Origin of the sequence: Pseudomonas sp. NFX1, assembly GCF_051123555.1 — a bacterium.
GTDB classification, from domain to species: Bacteria; Pseudomonadota; Gammaproteobacteria; order Pseudomonadales; family Pseudomonadaceae; genus Aquipseudomonas; species Aquipseudomonas capeferrum.
Window position 1 is genome coordinate 5,051,892 of record NZ_CP169366.1, and the last position, 15,881, is coordinate 5,067,772.

The following is a 15,881-nucleotide window of genomic DNA, read 5'->3' on the forward strand; positions in this document are numbered from 1 at the left end:
AAGCAGGATCAGCGCCCAACCACCTTGGGCTTATAGGCGCAATACCCAGGTCGTGGCCCGACCTTGGGGTGGTTGCGGCAGGTATCTGGCCGCTTGTCATAAATGGTGCACAGCCGGCTCTTGCGGTCCAGATACATGCAGTCATCGTTGCTCATCCGGGTCAGGGTGAAGATGCCCGACTTCTGGTTGAAGCGCTCGATGATGCCTTCCTTCTGCAGGCGTTTGGCCACGTTTTTCGGTGGTTCGTCTTTTTCGAACTCGTCGACCACGCCGATGCGGATCAGATCCTTGATCTTCACTTCCACGGGCAGCGTGCAGCAGGTCGAGTGACAGCCACCGCACATGTGGCTGGCATAGCGTTGCCAGGTTTCCAGGCGGTCGACTTCGGCCGCGGCAATCAGGGTCGTTTTCATCGTTATGGGGGTGAATCACGGTCTTGGGGCGCGCGATCATACCGGAGTTGTTCAATTTGTGAACAACCTTTTGCCTGATTCCTTCATCAGGCATGAAAACTGCGAACAGGTACTGTCAGTCCCTGTCGAAGGGTCTAGTCTCATCAATCTCCCTCCGTATTCGTCTACTTGCCCGAGGATGCCGCATGTCCCAGGAACCCAAAGCACGTGACGCCGAGGTGGCCGATTTTCGCGCCGCTGTGCTGGATAAGCTGACCTACGCGGTCGGCAAGGACCCCGAGCATGCCTTCGACCATGACTGGTTCGAAGCCATTGCCCTGGCGGCGCGTGATCACATGGTCGATCACTGGATGGACCATACCCGTCAGGCCTACAGGCGCAGTCAGAAACGGGTCTATTACCTTTCCCTGGAATTTCTCATCGGGCGGCTGCTGTATGACAGCCTGAGCAACCTGGGCTTGCTCGACATCGCCCGCGAAGCCCTCGATGGCCTGGACGTCGACCTGGAGCGCATCCGCCTGCTGGAGCCGGATGCCGCACTGGGCAATGGTGGCCTGGGGCGCCTGGCGGCTTGCTTCATGGAGAGCATGTCGACCCTGGGCATTGCCGCCCATGGCTACGGTATCCGTTACGAGCACGGCCTGTTTCGCCAGGCGGTGGTCGATGGTTGGCAGCAGGAGCAGACCGAGAACTGGCTGGACTTCGGCAACCCCTGGGAGTTCGAGCGCGCCGAGGTGATCTACCCGATCAGTTTCGGCGGCAGCGTCGAGACCGTGCAGGACCCACACGGCCAGCAACGGCAGGTGTGGTCGCCCGGCGAGACGGTGCGGGCGGTGGCCTATGACACGCCGGTGGTCGGCTGGCGTGGCGCCAGCGTCAATACCTTGCGCCTGTGGCGGGCGCGGGCGCTCGAGGAGCTGCACCTGGAGCGCTTCAACGCCGGCGACCACCTGGGTGCGGTCGCCGAAGTGGCGCGCGCCGAGAGCATTTCGCGCGTGCTGTACCCGGCCGACAGTACCGAAGCCGGGCAGGAGCTGCGCCTGCGCCAGGAGTACTTCTTCGTCTCGGCTTCGCTGCAGGACTTGCTGCGCCGCCACCTGAACATGCATGACAGCCTGCTCAACCTGCCCGATGCCGCCGCCATTCAGCTCAACGACACCCACCCCTCGATCGCCGTGGCCGAGTTGATGCGGCTGCTGGTCGACCAGCACGAAGTGCCTTGGGATACCGCCTGGGAGCTGACCGTCGGCACGCTGGCCTACACCAACCACACCTTGCTGCCGGAGGCACTGGAAACCTGGCCGGTGGCGCTGATGGAGCGCATGCTGCCGCGGCACATGCAGATCATCTACCTGATCAACGCCTACCATATCGACGCCCTGCGCGCGAAAGGGCTGCACGACTTCGACGTGTTGCGGGCCGTGTCGCTGATCGAAGAAGACAACGGCCGCCGGGTGCGCATGGGCAACCTTGCGTTTCTCGGCTCGCATAGTGTGAACGGCGTGTCGGCACTGCACAGCCAGCTGATGAAGAGCACGGTGTTCGCCGAGCTGCACAAGCTGTACCCGCTGCGGATCAACAACAAGACCAACGGCATCACCTTCAGGCGCTGGTTGTTCCAGTCCAACCCGCCACTGACCGAGATGCTGGTCGAGGCGCTTGGGCCTGAGCTCAAGGATGACCCTGAAGGGCTGCTGGCCAACCTCGTGCCCTTTGCTGACAAAAGCAGCTTCCGCAAGCAGTTCGCCGCCCAGCGCCTGCACAGCAAGCGCGCCCTGGCCAGCATCATCCAGGACCGTATTGGCGTTACGGTGAACCCCGAGGCGATGTTCGATGTGCAGGTCAAGCGCATCCACGAGTACAAGCGCCAGTTGCTCAACCTGCTGCACACCGTGGCGCTGTATCAGGCCATTCGCAACGACCCCGGTACCAATTGGGTACCACGGGTGAAGATCTTCGCCGGCAAGGCTGCGGCCAGCTACCACCAGGCCAAGCTGATCATCAAACTGGCCAACGACATCGCCCGTGTGGTCAACAACGACCCCACCGTACGCGGCCTGCTGAAAGTGGTATTCCTGCCCAACTACAACGTCAGCCTGGCCGAAAGCATCATCCCGGCGGCAGACTTGTCCGAGCAGATCTCCACGGCAGGTTACGAGGCATCAGGCACCAGCAACATGAAGTTCGGCCTCAATGGCGCGCTGACCATCGGCACCCTGGACGGCGCCAACGTCGAGATGTGCGAGCAGGTAGGGGCCGACAACATGTTTATCTTCGGCCTCACGGCGCAGCAGGTCGAGGCGCGCCGGCGCGCCGGAGACTTTGGCGCCAGTGCGGCGATTGCGGCGTCCAATCGCTTGAACGATGTGCTCCAGGCCATTCGCAGCGGGGTGTTCTCGCCCGATGACCCTTCGCGTTATACCGGGCTGATCGACGGGTTGGTGGCCTATGACCGTTTCCTGGTGTGCGCCGATTTCGACGCCTACTGGGATGCCCAGCGGCGGGTCGATGAGCTGTGGCACACACCGCAGGAATGGTGGCGCATGGCGGTGCTGAACACGGCGCGGATGGGGTGGTTCTCGTCGGACCGGACCATTCGCGAGTATGCCACCGACATCTGGAAAGCACTGGACTGACTTACCAGGGCCGCATAGCGGCCCCACTCGACAGCCGGCCTGGCCAAGGCTGAACTACCGACCTATTGTGCCGTCAGACAGCCCAGGCGAGTCTCATTGCTCGCTAGCATCGCACTCTCCCTGTAAACTGCGGGGGTTTTTCTCCCCCTTTCCATTTCGGAGCCATACATGTCCCGCGTTACCCTGAGTCGCTATCTGATTGAGCAGACCCGCAGCAACAATACCCCTGCCGATCTGCGCTTCCTGATCGAAGTGGTGGCGCGCGCGTGCAAAGAGATCAGCCACCACGTGTCCAAAGGCGCCCTGGGCGGCGTACTGGGCAGCATGGGCACCGAGAACGTTCAAGGTGAAGTGCAGAAGAAGCTCGACGTGATCTCCAACGATATCCTGCTGGAGGCCAACGAGTGGGGCGGCCACCTGGCCGGCATGGCTTCCGAAGAAATGGACAACGCCTACCAGATCCCGGGCAAGTACCCTAAAGGCGCCTACCTGCTGGTCTTCGACCCACTGGACGGTTCGTCGAACATCGACGTCAACGTCTCGGTCGGCACCATCTTCTCGGTACTGCGTTGCCCCAACGAATACCTGAGCCAGAACGAAACCCTCAACGAAAACGCCTTCCTGCAGCCAGGCACCGAGCAGGTCGCCGCCGGTTATGCCATCTACGGCCCGCAGACCATGCTGATCCTGACCCTGGGCAATGGCGTCAAGGGCTTCACCCTGGACCGTGAGCTGGGCAGCTTCGTGCTGACTCACGAGAACATCCAGGTACCGGCAACCACCGCCGAGTTCGCCATCAACATGTCCAACCAGCGTCACTGGGAAGCCCCGGTGCAGCGCTACGTCGATGAGCTGCTGGCCGGTGAGACTGGCCCGCTGAAAAAGAACTACAACATGCGCTGGATCGCCTCGATGGTAGCCGACGTGCACCGCATCCTGACCCGTGGCGGTCTGTTCATGTACCCGCGCGACGCTCGCGACCCGAGCAAGCCGGGCAAGCTGCGCCTGATGTACGAGGCCAACCCGATGTCGTTCATCATCGAACAGGCTGGCGGCGCATCCACCAATGGTTACGATCGTATCCTCGACATTCAGCCACAAAGCCTGCACGAGCGTGTGTCGGTCATTCTGGGCTCGAAGGAAGAGGTCGAGCGCGTCACCGCGTATCACAAGGAGTAAGTCATGCTCGCACCTTGGCAGCCGTTGTTGGAGTGGTGGTTCGGTTGGGGCACCAGCCCCCAGGCCGTGGCTGACGAGAAGAGCACGCTGTGGTTCGGCAAGCATCACGATGCCGAAGCTCAGGCGCTGTTTGGCGAGCTTGTCGAGCATGCCCTGGCGGGTGGGCTCGACGAGTGGCAGCAGAGCCCGCAAGGCTGGCTCGGCCTGCTGATCCTGCTGGACCAGCTGCCGCGCATGATCCACCGCGACACGTCGCGCGCCTTCGAGGGCGACCGGCGTGCCCAGGTGGTGGCCATGCAGGGCCTGCAGAAAGGCTGGGATTACCAGCTGCTGCCGATCCAGCGAGTGTTTGTGCTGCTGGTGCTGGAGCATGCCGAGGTGCTGGACTGGCAGAACCTGTGCGTCGAGCGTTACCAAGTACTGCTGGACGAGCAGCCCGAGGCCCATCGGCGCTTGTTCGAGGGGTTCCTCGACTATGCCGAGCAGCACCAGCGGGTGATTGCCCGGTTCGGGCGCTTCCCGCACCGCAACCTGATGCTGGAACGGCCGAGTACCAGTGAAGAGATGGACTTTTTGCTGGAGCCTGGCTCCAGGTTCTGAGATTCACCGGCCTGCCACGCAGCCCTGACGTAGCAAAAAACCGCCCCTGCACCCGCAGCGGCGGTTTTTTTTGCGCCGCCATTGGCTACCCGACCAATGGTGTAGGTGGAAAGGGGGGAGGGCAGGGAACCAGGGAGGGATTTTCTCGTCGAAGGTCACTGCAGGCCACTCGCCTGTATCCCCTGTCCAGGAGTGTCCTCATGTCGTTGCGTTCCCTCGCCCTGTTGTCCTTGTGCGTCGTTCTGACCGCGTGCAGCAAGATCAACCAGGAAAACTATTCCAAGCTCAAGGCCGGCATGAACAAGGCCGAGGTCGAGCAACTGCTCGGCACGCCTGCCGAGTGCTCTGGCGCGCTGGGCATGAGCAGCTGTACCTGGGGGGACGAGAAGAGCTTCATCAGCGTGCAGTACGCGGCTGACAAGGTGCTGATGTATTCAGGGCAGGGCCTTAAATGAGGCGTCTGCACCTGCTGCTGGGGTTATGCCTGGTGATGCTGCTGGGCGGCTGCGCCAGCTCTGCGCATGACCCGCTGGCACCGAAAACCGCCGGCAACGTCGACCTCAAGCGCTACCAGGGCAAATGGTATGAGCTGGCGCGCTTGCCGATGCGCTATCAGCAAGGCTGCGAGCAGTCCGAGGCCCACTACAACCTCAAATCTGACGGCTCCTACGGCGTGCTCAACCGCTGCCGTACCCTGGGGGATGAATGGTTGCGCGCAGAAGGGCATGCCAACATCCAGGAGCCTGGGCATACCGACAAGCTGTGGGTCGAGTTCGACAACTGGTTCACCCGCCTGGTGCCAGGCGTGGCGAGGGGTGAGTACTGGATTCTCTACGTGGACGAGCGTTACCACACGGCGATCGTCGGCAGCCCGGACCGCAAGTACCTGTGGATCTTGTCACGCACGCCAAGCCTGCCGGCCTGGCAGCGCGAGAGTTTGCTGTCCAAGGCACGGCAGCAAGGTTATGACACCAGCCGGCTGATCTGGCGCACGGCTGACCAGCAGATCGTCAAAAGCCATTGACCCCGCACGCGCTTGCATGTGGTGGTGTGTGTAGGAGCGGCCTTGCGTCGCGAAAAGGGGCGCGCAGCGGCCCCAGGCTTTAGCGTCGCCGCTGGTATCGATGGGGCCGCTTTGCGGCCCTTTTCGCGACGCAAGGCCGCTCCTAAACACACACACACGGTCAACCCAGCAGTTGGCGCAAGACCTCGACAAACGCCTGCGCGCTTTCCCCTTCCTGGGCATGCCGCCCCTGGCGCACGACCCACTGGCCGTTGACCATCACATCGCGCACCTGGCGGTCGCCGCCTGCGAACAACCAGCGGTTGAGAATGGCATCGCCATCTGCCGTGGCGATGTACGGGTCTTGCCCATCCAGCACCAGCCAGTCGGCCCGCTTGCCCACCGCCAGTTCACCGACCGCCTGGCCAAGCGCCTGGGCACCGCCGCTCAAGGCTGCGTCATACAGCGTGCGCCCGACCATCGGCTGGTCACCGCGGTACAGCCGGTTGCGTCGCTGATCGCGCAAGCGCTGGCCGTACTCCAGCCAGCGCAGTTCTTCCACCACGCTGAGCGACACATGGCTGTCCGAGCCAATGCCCATGCGCCCACCTTGCGCCAGGTAATCCACGGCCGGGAAGATACCGTCGCCCAGGTTGGCCTCGGTGGTCAGGCACAGCCCTGCCACCGCGCCGCTGCGGGCCATGGCGGCGACTTCATCGGCTTCGGCGTGGGTGGCGTGAACCAGGCACCAGCGCGCGTCCACCTCGACATGCTCGTACAGCCACTGCAACGGGCGCAGGCCACTCCAGGCCAGGCAATCGTCGACTTCCTTCTGTTGTTCGGCAATGTGGATATGCACCGGGCTATTTGGGTTGCCGGCTTCCAGCACACTGGCGATCTGCCCTGGGGTGACTGCGCGCAGCGAGTGGAAGCACAGGCCCAGTTGCTGTGCCGGCTGCGCGGCCAGCAGTGGCGCTAGTTGTTCCTGCAGGCGCAGGTACTGATCGGTGGAGTTGATGAAACGCCGTTGCCCTTCGGTGGGCGCCTGGCCGCCGAAGCCTGCGTGGCTGTACAGCACGGGCAGCAAGGTCAGGCCGATGCCGCTGCTGGCTGCCGCGGCGCTGATGCGCCGGGACAGCTCGGCGGGGTCGGTGTAGGCCTTGCCTGCCGAGTCGTGGTGCACATAGTGGAATTCGGCCACCGAGGTGTAGCCGGCCTTGAGCATCTCGATGTACAGCTGGCGGGCGATGACCTGCAACTGCTCTGGGGTGATCTGGCCAACCAGGCGATACATCAGGTCGCGCCAGGTCCAGAAGCTGTCGTTGGGGTTGCCCGCCACTTCCGCCAACCCTGCCATCGCCCGCTGGAAGGCATGCGAGTGCAGGTTGGGCATGCCGGGCAGCAACGGCCCGCCCAGCCGTTCGGCACCGTCGGCCGAAGCACCGGGCTCGATGCGGGTCATGTTGCCATCGCTGGCGACCTCGATTCGGACATTGCTGGCCCAACCATTGGGCAGCAGGGCGCGTTCGGCGAAGTAGGCGGACATCGGTGAAATCCTGTTATTGTTAACTTGTATATACATATACAGGCGTTTGCCTGCCGGGTAAACTGCGGCAAGCTACCGCTCATTCAATCGCACAAGGATCCAACGCCGTGCCGACACCTCCTGTCTCCGCGCTGGTTGCCCAGATGGGCGAGGGCCCGGCGCCGCTGTACGCGCGGGTCAAACAGATGATCATCCAGCAGATCGACAACGGCAGCTGGCCGCCCCATCACCGGGTCCCTTCAGAGAGCGAGCTGGTCAGCCAACTGGGCTTCAGCCGCATGACCATCAACCGCGCCCTGCGTGAGCTCACGGCCGAAGGGCTGCTGGTGCGCATGCAAGGGGTCGGTACCTTCGTCGCCGAACCCAAGAGCCGTTCGGCGCTGTTCGAAGTCAACAACATCGCCGACGAGATTGCCGGGCGTGGCCACCAGCATAGCTGCCAGGTGGTCATCCTCGCCGAGGAGGCCGCCGGCTCCGAGCGTGCCCTGGCGCTGGACATGCGCGAAGGCCAGCGGGTGTTCCATTCGCTGATCGTGCATTACGAAAATGGCATACCGGTGCAAATCGAGGACCGCTACGTCAATGCGGCGATCGCGCCCGATTACCTCAAGCAGGACTTCACCCGGCAAACGCCATACGCCTACCTGTCCCAGGTCGCACCGCTGACCGAGGGTGAGCACGTGGTCGAGGCGATTCTGGCCGAGCCGCACGAGTGCCAGCTGTTGCAGATCGAGCGGGGCGAGCCTTGCCTGCTGATTCGCCGCCGCACCTGGTCCGGCCGCCAGCCGGTCACTGCCGCACGGTTGATCCACCCCGGTTCGCGTCATCGCCTGGAAGGACGATTCAGCAAATGAGCCAATTGCAGGTGTTGCGTGCGCAGGGCTACCCGCGCATGCCATGGAAGAACGGTGGCGGCTTCACCGAAGAAATCACCCGCGACAGTGGCGAGGGCCTCGAAGGGTTCGGCTGGCGCCTGTCGATTGCCGATATCGAAGAGTCTGGCGGTTTCTCTTCGTTCGCCGGTTACCAGCGGATCATCACGGTGCTGCAGGGCGATGGCATGCGCCTGCTGGTCGACGGGCAGGCCAGCCGGCCGCTGTTGCCATACGACGCGTTCGCCTTCGCAGGCGAGAGCCAGGTCAGTTGCAAGCTGCTGGGTGGGGCGATTCGTGATTTCAACCTGATCTACGCGCCGCAGCGCTATCGCGCGCGCTTGCAGTGGTTCGATGGCACCACCCGGCTGTTCAGTTCGGCGTCGACGGTGTTGTTGTTCGCCGCCAGCAATCAGGTCGAGGTGCAGTTGGCAGGGGGTGAGGTGCAGCGGCTGGGGTTGCATGACTGCTTGCGGCTTGAGGGTAACGACGCGCTGGTGGGGTTGGAGGTTCAGGGGCGGTTTTGCCTGATCGAACTGATTTCACGTTGAGATAGCCGGGGCCGCACAGCGGCCCCAGCTTTTCCTGGGTTCCAGCGCATAGGTCCAATTATTTTGGTTGTCCATGCTTGTACATACAAGTAAAGGTGTGTTTGTATATTGACCACGACACATCTGCCCGCGGACGACCGCAGAGGACCCTTCCCGTGACCGACAACAACAAATACCGTGACGTTGAAATCCGTGCCCCACGTGGCAACAAGCTGACCGCCAAAAGCTGGCTGACCGAAGCGCCGCTGCGCATGCTGATGAACAACCTCGATCCGCAGGTCGCGGAAAACCCGAAAGAGCTGGTGGTCTACGGCGGTATCGGCCGCGCCGCCCGCAACTGGGCCTGCTACGACAAGATCGTCGAGACCCTGACCCGCCTGGAAGACGACGAAACCCTGCTGGTGCAGTCGGGCAAGCCGGTCGGCGTATTCAAGACCCACAGCAACGCCCCACGCGTGCTGATCGCCAACTCCAACCTGGTGCCGCACTGGGCCAACTGGGAACACTTCAACGAACTGGATGCCAAGGGCCTGGCCATGTACGGCCAGATGACCGCCGGCAGCTGGATCTACATCGGTAGCCAGGGCATCGTCCAGGGCACCTATGAAACCTTCGTCGAGGCCGGCCGCCAGCACTACGGTGGCAGCCTCAAAGGCAAGTGGGTACTGACCGCAGGCCTGGGCGGCATGGGCGGTGCCCAGCCACTGGCCGCGACCCTGGCCGGTGCCTGTTCGCTGAACATCGAATGCCAGCAGAGCCGCATCGATTTCCGCCTCGAAACCCGCTATGTCGACGAGCAGGCCACCGACCTTGACGACGCCCTGGCGCGCATCGCCAAGTACACCGCCGAAGGCAAGGCCATCTCCATCGCCCTGCACGGCAACGCCGCTGAAGTGCTGCCGGAGCTGGTCAAACGTGGCGTGCGCCCGGACATGGTCACCGACCAGACCAGCGCCCACGACCCGCTCAACGGCTACCTGCCGGCCGGCTGGACCTGGGAGCAGTACCGCGACCGCGCGCAGACCGAACCGGCTGCCGTGGTCAAAGCCGCCAAGCAGTCCATGGCTGTGCACGTGCAAGCCATGCTCGACTTCCAGAAGCAAGGCATCCCGACCTTCGACTACGGCAACAACATTCGCCAGATGGCCAAGGAAGAGGGCGTGGCCAACGCCTTCGACTTCCCTGGCTTCGTGCCGGCCTATATCCGCCCGCTGTTCTGCCGCGGCGTGGGTCCGTTCCGCTGGGCCGCGCTGTCTGGTGAAGCCGACGACATCTACAAGACCGATGCCAAGGTCAAGGAACTGATCCCCGACGACGCCCACCTGCACCGCTGGCTGGACATGGCCCGTGAGCGCATCAACTTCCAGGGCCTGCCAGCGCGTATTTGCTGGGTCGGCCTGGGCCTTCGCGCCAAACTGGGCCTGGCGTTCAACGAAATGGTACGCAGTGGCGAGCTGTCGGCGCCGATCGTCATCGGCCGTGACCACCTGGACTCCGGTTCGGTATCGAGCCCCAACCGTGAAACCGAAGCCATGCGCGACGGCTCCGACGCCGTCTCCGACTGGCCGCTGCTCAACGCCCTGCTCAACACCGCCAGCGGCGCCACCTGGGTTTCGCTGCACCACGGCGGCGGCGTAGGCATGGGCTTCTCGCAGCACTCGGGCATGGTCATCGTCTGCGACGGTACCGATGAAGCCGCCGAGCGCATCGCCCGCGTGCTGACCAACGACCCGGCCACCGGTGTCATGCGCCACGCCGACGCCGGCTACGACATCGCCGTCGACTGCGCCAAAGAGCAAGGCCTCGACCTGCCAATGATCACGGGCTGATCGCTGCACTTTGAGTGATACTGAACAACAAGAAGGGGCCTGCGGGCCCCGACAGAATGGAGTAGCGAAGTGACCGAACTGACCCTCAAGCCTGGCACCCTGACCCTGGCCCAGCTGCGCGCGATCCACGCCGCACCCGTGCGCCTGCGCCTGGATGCCAGCGCCGACCAGCCGATCAACGACAGCGTTGCCTGCGTCGAACAGATTCTTGCCGAAGACCGTACCGCGTACGGCATCAACACCGGTTTCGGCCTGCTGGCTTCGACCCGCATTGCCAGCCATGACCTGGAAAACCTGCAGCGTTCGCTGGTGCTGTCCCACGCCGCCGGCATCGGCGCGCCGCTGGACGACGACCTGGTGCGGCTGATCATGGTGCTCAAGATCAACAGCCTCAGCCGTGGTTTCTCCGGCATTCGCCGCAAGGTGATCGATGCGCTGATCGCCCTGGTCAACGCCGAAGTCTACCCACACATTCCGCTCAAAGGCTCGGTCGGTGCGTCCGGCGACCTGGCACCGCTGGCGCACATGTCGCTGGTGCTGCTCGGCGAAGGCAAGGCGCGTTACCAGGGCCAATGGCTGTCGGCCACTGAAGCGCTGGCCGTTGCCGGCCTGGAGCCACTGACCCTGGCCGCCAAAGAGGGCCTGGCCCTGCTCAACGGCACCCAGGCTTCCTCGGCCTACGCCTTGCGCGGGCTGTTCTACGCCGAAGACCTGTACGCCGCCGCCATTGCCTGCGGTGGCCTGACCGTGGAAGCCGCGCTGGGCTCGCGTTCGCCGTTCGATGCACGGGTGCATGCCGTGCGTGGCCAGCGTGGCCAGATCGACACAGCCGCCTGCTTCCGCGACCTGCTGGGCGAGTCCAGCGAAGTCTCGCAATCGCACAAGAACTGCGACAAGGTCCAGGACCCGTACTCGCTGCGCTGCCAGCCGCAGGTCATGGGCGCCTGCCTCACCCAGTTGCGCCAGGCTGCCGAAGTGTTGGGCGTCGAGGCCAACGCGGTGTCGGACAACCCGCTGGTGTTCGCTGCCGAAGGCGATGTGATCTCGGGCGGTAACTTCCACGCCGAACCGGTGGCCATGGCCGCTGACAACCTGGCCCTGGCCATCGCCGAAATCGGCTCGCTGAGCGAGCGCCGCATCTCGCTGATGATGGACAAGCACATGTCCCAGCTGCCGCCGTTCCTGGTGGAAAACGGTGGGGTCAACTCTGGCTTCATGATTGCCCAGGTGACCGCTGCCGCATTGGCCAGCGAGAACAAGGCCCTGTCGCACCCCCACAGCGTCGACAGCCTGCCCACTTCGGCCAACCAGGAAGACCACGTGTCGATGGCCCCGGCTGCGGGCAAGCGCTTGTGGGAAATGGCCGAGAACACCCGTGGCGTGCTGGCCATCGAATGGCTGGGCGCCTGCCAGGGCCTGGACCTGCGCAAGGGGCTGAAAACTTCGGCCAAGCTGGAGCAGGCGCGCCGAGCGCTGCGCAGCGAAGTGCCGCACTACGACCGCGACCGGTTCTTTGCGCCGGATATCGAGAAGGCCGTCGAGCTGCTGGCTAAAGGCAGCCTGAGCGGGCTGCTGCCGGCTGGGGTTCTGCCTAGCCTGTGATGCCTCTGGGGCCGCCGTGCGGCTCATTCGCGGGGCAAGCCCGCTCCCACACAGATCTGAACCTGTGGGGGCGGGCTTGACCCGTGAAAGGGCTGCAGCGCGGCCCCCTCGATCTCACGACCACAAAAACAAAATTAGGACGTGACATGCAACAAGCTCAAGGTCTAAAGCGCGGGCTGTCTGCCCGACACATCCGTTTCATGGCGCTCGGCTCCGCTATCGGCACCGGGCTTTTCTACGGTTCAGCCTCGGCCATCCAGATGGCCGGCCCAGCAGTGCTGCTGGCCTACCTGATCGGCGGCGCCGCCGTGTTCATGGTCATGCGCGCCCTTGGCGAGATGGCCGTGCACAACCCGGTCGCCGGCTCCTTCGGCCATTACGCCACCACCTACCTCGGCCCCATGGCCGGCTTCATCCTCGGTTGGACCTACGCCTTCGAGATGGTCATCGTCGCCATCGCCGACGTGACGGCCTTCGGTATCTATATGGGCTTCTGGTTCCCTGAAGTGGCCCGCTGGATCTGGGTGCTGGGCATCGTCTTCCTGATCGGCGGCCTGAACCTGTGCAACGTCAAGGTGTTCGGCGAGATGGAGTTCTGGCTGTCGCTGCTCAAGGTCGGCGCCATCGTCGCGATGATCCTTGCCGGCCTCGGCATCATGGCCTTCGGCTTCAGCCAGGTCGGCACCGGGCATGCGGTCGGGTTGAGCAACCTGGTCGAGCACGGCGGCTTCATGCCTAACGGTGTCGGTGGCCTGATCGCCTCCTTCGCAGTGGTCATGTTCGCCTTCGGTGGTATCGAAATCATCGGTGTCACTGCCGGTGAGGCCAAGGACCCACAACGGGTCATCCCCAAGGCCATCAATGCCGTGCCGCTGCGTATCCTGCTGTTCTACGTGCTGACCTTGTTCGTGCTGATGTGCCTGTACCCGTGGCCGCAGATCGGCAGCGAAGGCAGCCCGTTCGTGCAGATCTTCAGCAACCTGGGGATTGGTTCGGCCGCGGCAGTGCTCAACGTCGTGGTGATTTCCGCTGCCATTTCGGCCATCAACAGCGACATTTTCGGCGCGGGCCGCATGATGTACGGCCTGGCCCAGCAAGGCCACGCGCCACGCGGGTTCAGCAAGCTGTCCCGGCACGGTGTGCCATGGATGACCGTGGTGGTGATGGGCGCGGCGCTGCTGATCGGCGTGGTGCTCAACTACCTGATCCCCGAGAACGTGTTCCTGCTGATCGCCTCGATCGCCACCTTCGCCACCGTGTGGGTGTGGCTGATGATCCTGCTCACCCAGGTGGCCATGCGCCGCAGTATGAGCCGCGAGGAAGCCGCCCAGCTGAAGTTCCCGGTACCGTTCTGGCCCTATGGCCCAGCCATGGCCATCGCGTTCATGGTGTTCATCTTTGGCGTGCTCGGTTACTTCCCGGACACTCAGGCAGCCTTGCTGGTGGGTGTGGTCTGGGTGGTGTTCCTGGTCGCGTCCTACCTGCTGTGGTGCAAGCCGCGGGCAGGGCAGGGCAAGGCGGCCCAGGCGCAGGCCGAGTTGCACCGCTAGTACAGGAGATTGCAAATGAGAACCCTCTGGCAGCACTGCCATGTAGCAACCATGGTCGACGGCCGTTACTCGATCATCGAGGACGCGGCGATCGTCACCTGCGCCGGGCTGATCGAATGGATCGGCCCACGCAGCGCGCTGCGGCCGGTCGAAGCGGAGCGCACGGTGAACCTGGGCAACGGCTGGGTCACCCCCGGGCTGATCGACTGCCACACTCACGCGGTGTTTGGCGGCAACCGCAGCGGCGAGTTCGAGCAGCGCCTGCAGGGCGTGAGCTATGCCGAAATCGCCGCGCAAGGCGGCGGCATCGCCAGTACCGTGCGGGCCACCCGCGCGGCCAGCGAGGATGAGCTGTTCGCCAGTGCCCGCCAGCGGGTTCAGGCGTTGATGCGTGATGGCGTGACCACCCTCGAGGTCAAGTCCGGCTACGGCCTGGACCTGGCCAACGAGCGCAAGATGCTGCGCGTGGCACGGCGCCTGGCCGACGAATTGCCGCTTGCCGTGCGCGCCACCTGTTTGGCCGCCCACGCCCTGCCGCCGGAGTACGCCGGCAGGGCCGACGACTACATTGCGCACATCTGCGACGAGATGCTGCCTGCCCTGGCCGCAGAAGGGCTGGTGGATGCGGTGGATGCGTTCTGCGAACACCTGGCGTTCTCCCCGGCCCAGGTCGAGCGGGTATTCATCAAGGCGCATGAGCTGGGCCTGCCGGTGAAGCTGCACGCCGAACAGCTGTCGTCGCTGCACGGCTCGAGCCTGGCGGCGCGCTACCAGGCACTGTCGGCCGACCACCTGGAATTCATGACCGAGGAAGACGCCATTGCCATGGCCGCGGCCGGCACGGTCGCCGTGCTGCTGCCGGGCGCCTTCTATTTCCTGCGCGAAACCCAATTGCCGCCGATGGACGCCCTGCGCCGTCACGGTGTGAAGATTGCCCTGGCCAGCGACCTCAACCCGGGCACTTCGCCGGGGCTGTCGCTGCGCCTGATGCTGAACATGGGCTGCACGCTGTTGCGCATGACCCCGGAAGAAGCCCTGGCCGGTGTGACCACCCATGCTGCCACGGCGCTGGGCCTTGGCGACAGCCATGGCACGCTGGAAGCCGGCAAGGTGGCGGACTTTGTCGCCTGGCAGATCGAGCGCCCCGCCGACCTGGCCTACTGGCTGGGTGGCGACCTGCCCAAGCGCGTGGTGCGCAAGGGCCACGAGATATCCAACTGAGCGAGGCGAAATGGACAAGGTACTGAGTTTTCACCAGGGCCGTTTGCCCCTGCTGATCAGCATGCCCCACGCGGGGCTGCAGCTGACCCCCGCCGTGCGCGACGGCCTGGTCGACCAGGCGCGCAGCTTGCCCGACACCGACTGGCATATCCCGCAGCTCTACGATTTTGCCCGTGAACTGGGCGCCAGCGTGGTGGCGGCGGAGTATTCGCGTTTCGTCATCGACCTGAACCGGCCCGACGACGACAAGCCGCTGTACGCCGGGGCAACCACCGGCTTGTATCCGGCCACGCTGTTCGAAGGGCAGCCCTTGTTCAAAGACGGGCAGGCGCCCTCTGCCGAAGAGCGCGCGACCTACCTGGAGCAGATCTGGCGGCCGTATCACGACACGATCAGCCAGGAGCTGGCCCGCCTGCGTGAGCAGTTCGGCTATGCGTTGCTGTGGGACGCCCACTCGATTCGCTCGCTGATCCCGCACCTGTTCGACGGCAAACTCCCGGATTTCAACCTGGGGACCTTCAACGGCGCCAGCTGCGATCCTGAGCTGGCGCAGTTGCTTGCGGGCGTGTGCGCCGAAGCGCCGGCTTACACCCATGTACTCAACGGGCGTTTCAAGGGCGGCCATATCACCCGCCACTATGGCGACCCGGCCAACCATATCCATGCGGTGCAGCTGGAGCTGGCGCAAAGCACGTACATGGAGGAAACCGAGCCGTTCGCTTATCGCGAGGACCTGGCGCAGCCGACGCAGCAGGTCCTGAGGCAGCTGTTACAGGCCTTGCTGGCATGGGGCGAGGCGCGTTATGAGCGGTGAATGTCACGCGTGAATGAAGAGGGCGACGCGATGGGTGCCATCGACGTCGCCACTTATCGCCAGTG

Annotated in this window: 14 protein-coding genes; 12 read left to right on the forward strand and 2 right to left on the reverse strand. The window is 64.1% G+C overall.

The window, feature by feature from the left end; genetic code table 11:
* Nucleotides 1-8: 8 nt before the first annotated feature.
* On the reverse strand, nt 9-413 hold the full coding sequence (locus DJ563_RS22750) for a YkgJ family cysteine cluster protein (RefSeq protein ID WP_016712459.1): 405 nt from the start codon (nt 411-413) through the stop codon (nt 9-11).
* A gap of 185 nt (nt 414-598) precedes the next feature.
* Between DJ563_RS22750 and DJ563_RS22755 the strand changes: the two genes are divergently transcribed.
* From DJ563_RS22755 to DJ563_RS22775, 5 genes are all read left to right on the forward strand, one after another.
* A complete protein-coding gene (locus tag DJ563_RS22755; protein ID WP_434518376.1) occupies nt 599-3,049 on the forward strand; it encodes a glycogen/starch/alpha-glucan phosphorylase in 2,451 nt (816 codons plus the stop codon).
* Nucleotides 3,050-3,217: 168 nt separating this feature from the next.
* Nucleotides 3,218-4,228, forward strand: a complete 1,011-nt coding sequence (locus DJ563_RS22760; protein ID WP_033701958.1) for a class 1 fructose-bisphosphatase — start codon at nt 3,218-3,220, stop codon at nt 4,226-4,228.
* A 3-nt stretch (nt 4,229-4,231) separates the two neighbouring features.
* The gene (locus DJ563_RS22765; RefSeq protein WP_033701957.1) at nt 4,232-4,828 is read left to right on the forward strand and encodes a DUF924 family protein; all 597 of its coding nucleotides are present in this window, start codon (nt 4,232-4,234) and stop codon (nt 4,826-4,828) included.
* A 200-nt stretch (nt 4,829-5,028) separates the two neighbouring features.
* Nucleotides 5,029-5,283: an outer membrane protein assembly factor BamE domain-containing protein gene (gene bamE / locus DJ563_RS22770; RefSeq protein WP_008094623.1), complete on the forward strand. Its 255-nt coding sequence runs from the start codon at nt 5,029-5,031 to the stop codon at nt 5,281-5,283.
* Complete coding sequence (locus tag DJ563_RS22775; protein ID WP_033701956.1) at nt 5,280-5,852, forward strand: lipocalin family protein; 573 nt, start codon at nt 5,280-5,282, stop codon at nt 5,850-5,852. Before bamE ends, DJ563_RS22775 begins: the two co-directional genes overlap by 4 nt.
* A gap of 160 nt (nt 5,853-6,012) precedes the next feature.
* Here the strand turns inward: DJ563_RS22775 and DJ563_RS22780 are convergent, their stop codons facing one another.
* Nucleotides 6,013-7,377: a formimidoylglutamate deiminase gene (locus tag DJ563_RS22780; RefSeq protein WP_274097421.1), complete on the reverse strand. Its 1,365-nt coding sequence runs from the start codon at nt 7,375-7,377 to the stop codon at nt 6,013-6,015.
* A gap of 143 nt (nt 7,378-7,520) precedes the next feature.
* Here DJ563_RS22780 and hutC point away from each other — a divergent pair, with 143 nt between their 5' ends.
* The 7 genes from hutC (at nt 7,521) to hutG (ending at nt 15,816) form a co-directional block, all read left to right on the forward strand.
* On the forward strand, nt 7,521-8,231 hold the full coding sequence (gene hutC, locus DJ563_RS22785) for a histidine utilization repressor (protein ID WP_177326481.1): 711 nt from the start codon (nt 7,521-7,523) through the stop codon (nt 8,229-8,231).
* The gene (locus DJ563_RS22790; RefSeq protein WP_274097420.1) at nt 8,228-8,800 is read left to right on the forward strand and encodes a HutD/Ves family protein; all 573 of its coding nucleotides are present in this window, start codon (nt 8,228-8,230) and stop codon (nt 8,798-8,800) included. Before hutC ends, DJ563_RS22790 begins: the two co-directional genes overlap by 4 nt.
* Before the next feature lie 155 nt (nt 8,801-8,955).
* Nucleotides 8,956-10,629: a urocanate hydratase gene (gene hutU, locus DJ563_RS22795; RefSeq protein ID WP_434518377.1), complete on the forward strand. Its 1,674-nt coding sequence runs from the start codon at nt 8,956-8,958 to the stop codon at nt 10,627-10,629.
* 69 nt (nt 10,630-10,698) lie between these two features.
* Nucleotides 10,699-12,231 carry a histidine ammonia-lyase gene (gene hutH / locus DJ563_RS22800; RefSeq protein WP_033701951.1) on the forward strand — a complete coding sequence of 511 codons (1,533 nt, stop codon included), beginning with the start codon at nt 10,699-10,701 and terminating at the stop codon, nt 12,229-12,231.
* Between the two features lie 146 nt (nt 12,232-12,377).
* Nucleotides 12,378-13,781 carry an amino acid permease gene (locus DJ563_RS22805; protein ID WP_095063898.1) on the forward strand — a complete coding sequence of 468 codons (1,404 nt, stop codon included), beginning with the start codon at nt 12,378-12,380 and terminating at the stop codon, nt 13,779-13,781.
* A 15-nt stretch (nt 13,782-13,796) separates the two neighbouring features.
* On the forward strand, nt 13,797-15,002 hold the full coding sequence (hutI, locus tag DJ563_RS22810; RefSeq protein ID WP_434518378.1) for an imidazolonepropionase: 1,206 nt from the start codon (nt 13,797-13,799) through the stop codon (nt 15,000-15,002).
* A 10-nt stretch (nt 15,003-15,012) separates the two neighbouring features.
* Nucleotides 15,013-15,816, forward strand: a complete 804-nt coding sequence (gene hutG / locus DJ563_RS22815; protein WP_274097417.1) for an N-formylglutamate deformylase — start codon at nt 15,013-15,015, stop codon at nt 15,814-15,816.
* Nucleotides 15,817-15,881: the final 65 nt, after the last annotated feature.

Coding starts and splice junctions, on each gene's coding strand:
- hutC (WP_177326481.1), top strand. CDS start 7,521: ATGGGCGAGGGCCCGGCGCCGCTGTACGCGCGGGTCAAACAGATGATC.
- bamE (WP_008094623.1), top strand. CDS start 5,029: ATGTCGTTGCGTTCCCTCGCCCTGTTGTCCTTGTGCGTCGTTCTGACC.
- DJ563_RS22750 (WP_016712459.1), bottom strand. CDS start 413: ATGAAAACGACCCTGATTGCCGCGGCCGAAGTCGACCGCCTGGAAACC.
- hutG (WP_274097417.1), top strand. CDS start 15,013: ATGGACAAGGTACTGAGTTTTCACCAGGGCCGTTTGCCCCTGCTGATC.
- DJ563_RS22790 (WP_274097420.1), top strand. CDS start 8,228: ATGAGCCAATTGCAGGTGTTGCGTGCGCAGGGCTACCCGCGCATGCCA.
- DJ563_RS22755 (WP_434518376.1), top strand. CDS start 599: ATGTCCCAGGAACCCAAAGCACGTGACGCCGAGGTGGCCGATTTTCGC.
- DJ563_RS22780 (WP_274097421.1), bottom strand. CDS start 7,377: ATGTCCGCCTACTTCGCCGAACGCGCCCTGCTGCCCAATGGTTGGGCC.
- DJ563_RS22775 (WP_033701956.1), top strand. CDS start 5,280: ATGAGGCGTCTGCACCTGCTGCTGGGGTTATGCCTGGTGATGCTGCTG.
- hutI (WP_434518378.1), top strand. CDS start 13,797: ATGAGAACCCTCTGGCAGCACTGCCATGTAGCAACCATGGTCGACGGC.
- DJ563_RS22765 (WP_033701957.1), top strand. CDS start 4,232: ATGCTCGCACCTTGGCAGCCGTTGTTGGAGTGGTGGTTCGGTTGGGGC.
- DJ563_RS22805 (WP_095063898.1), top strand. CDS start 12,378: ATGCAACAAGCTCAAGGTCTAAAGCGCGGGCTGTCTGCCCGACACATC.
- DJ563_RS22760 (WP_033701958.1), top strand. CDS start 3,218: ATGTCCCGCGTTACCCTGAGTCGCTATCTGATTGAGCAGACCCGCAGC.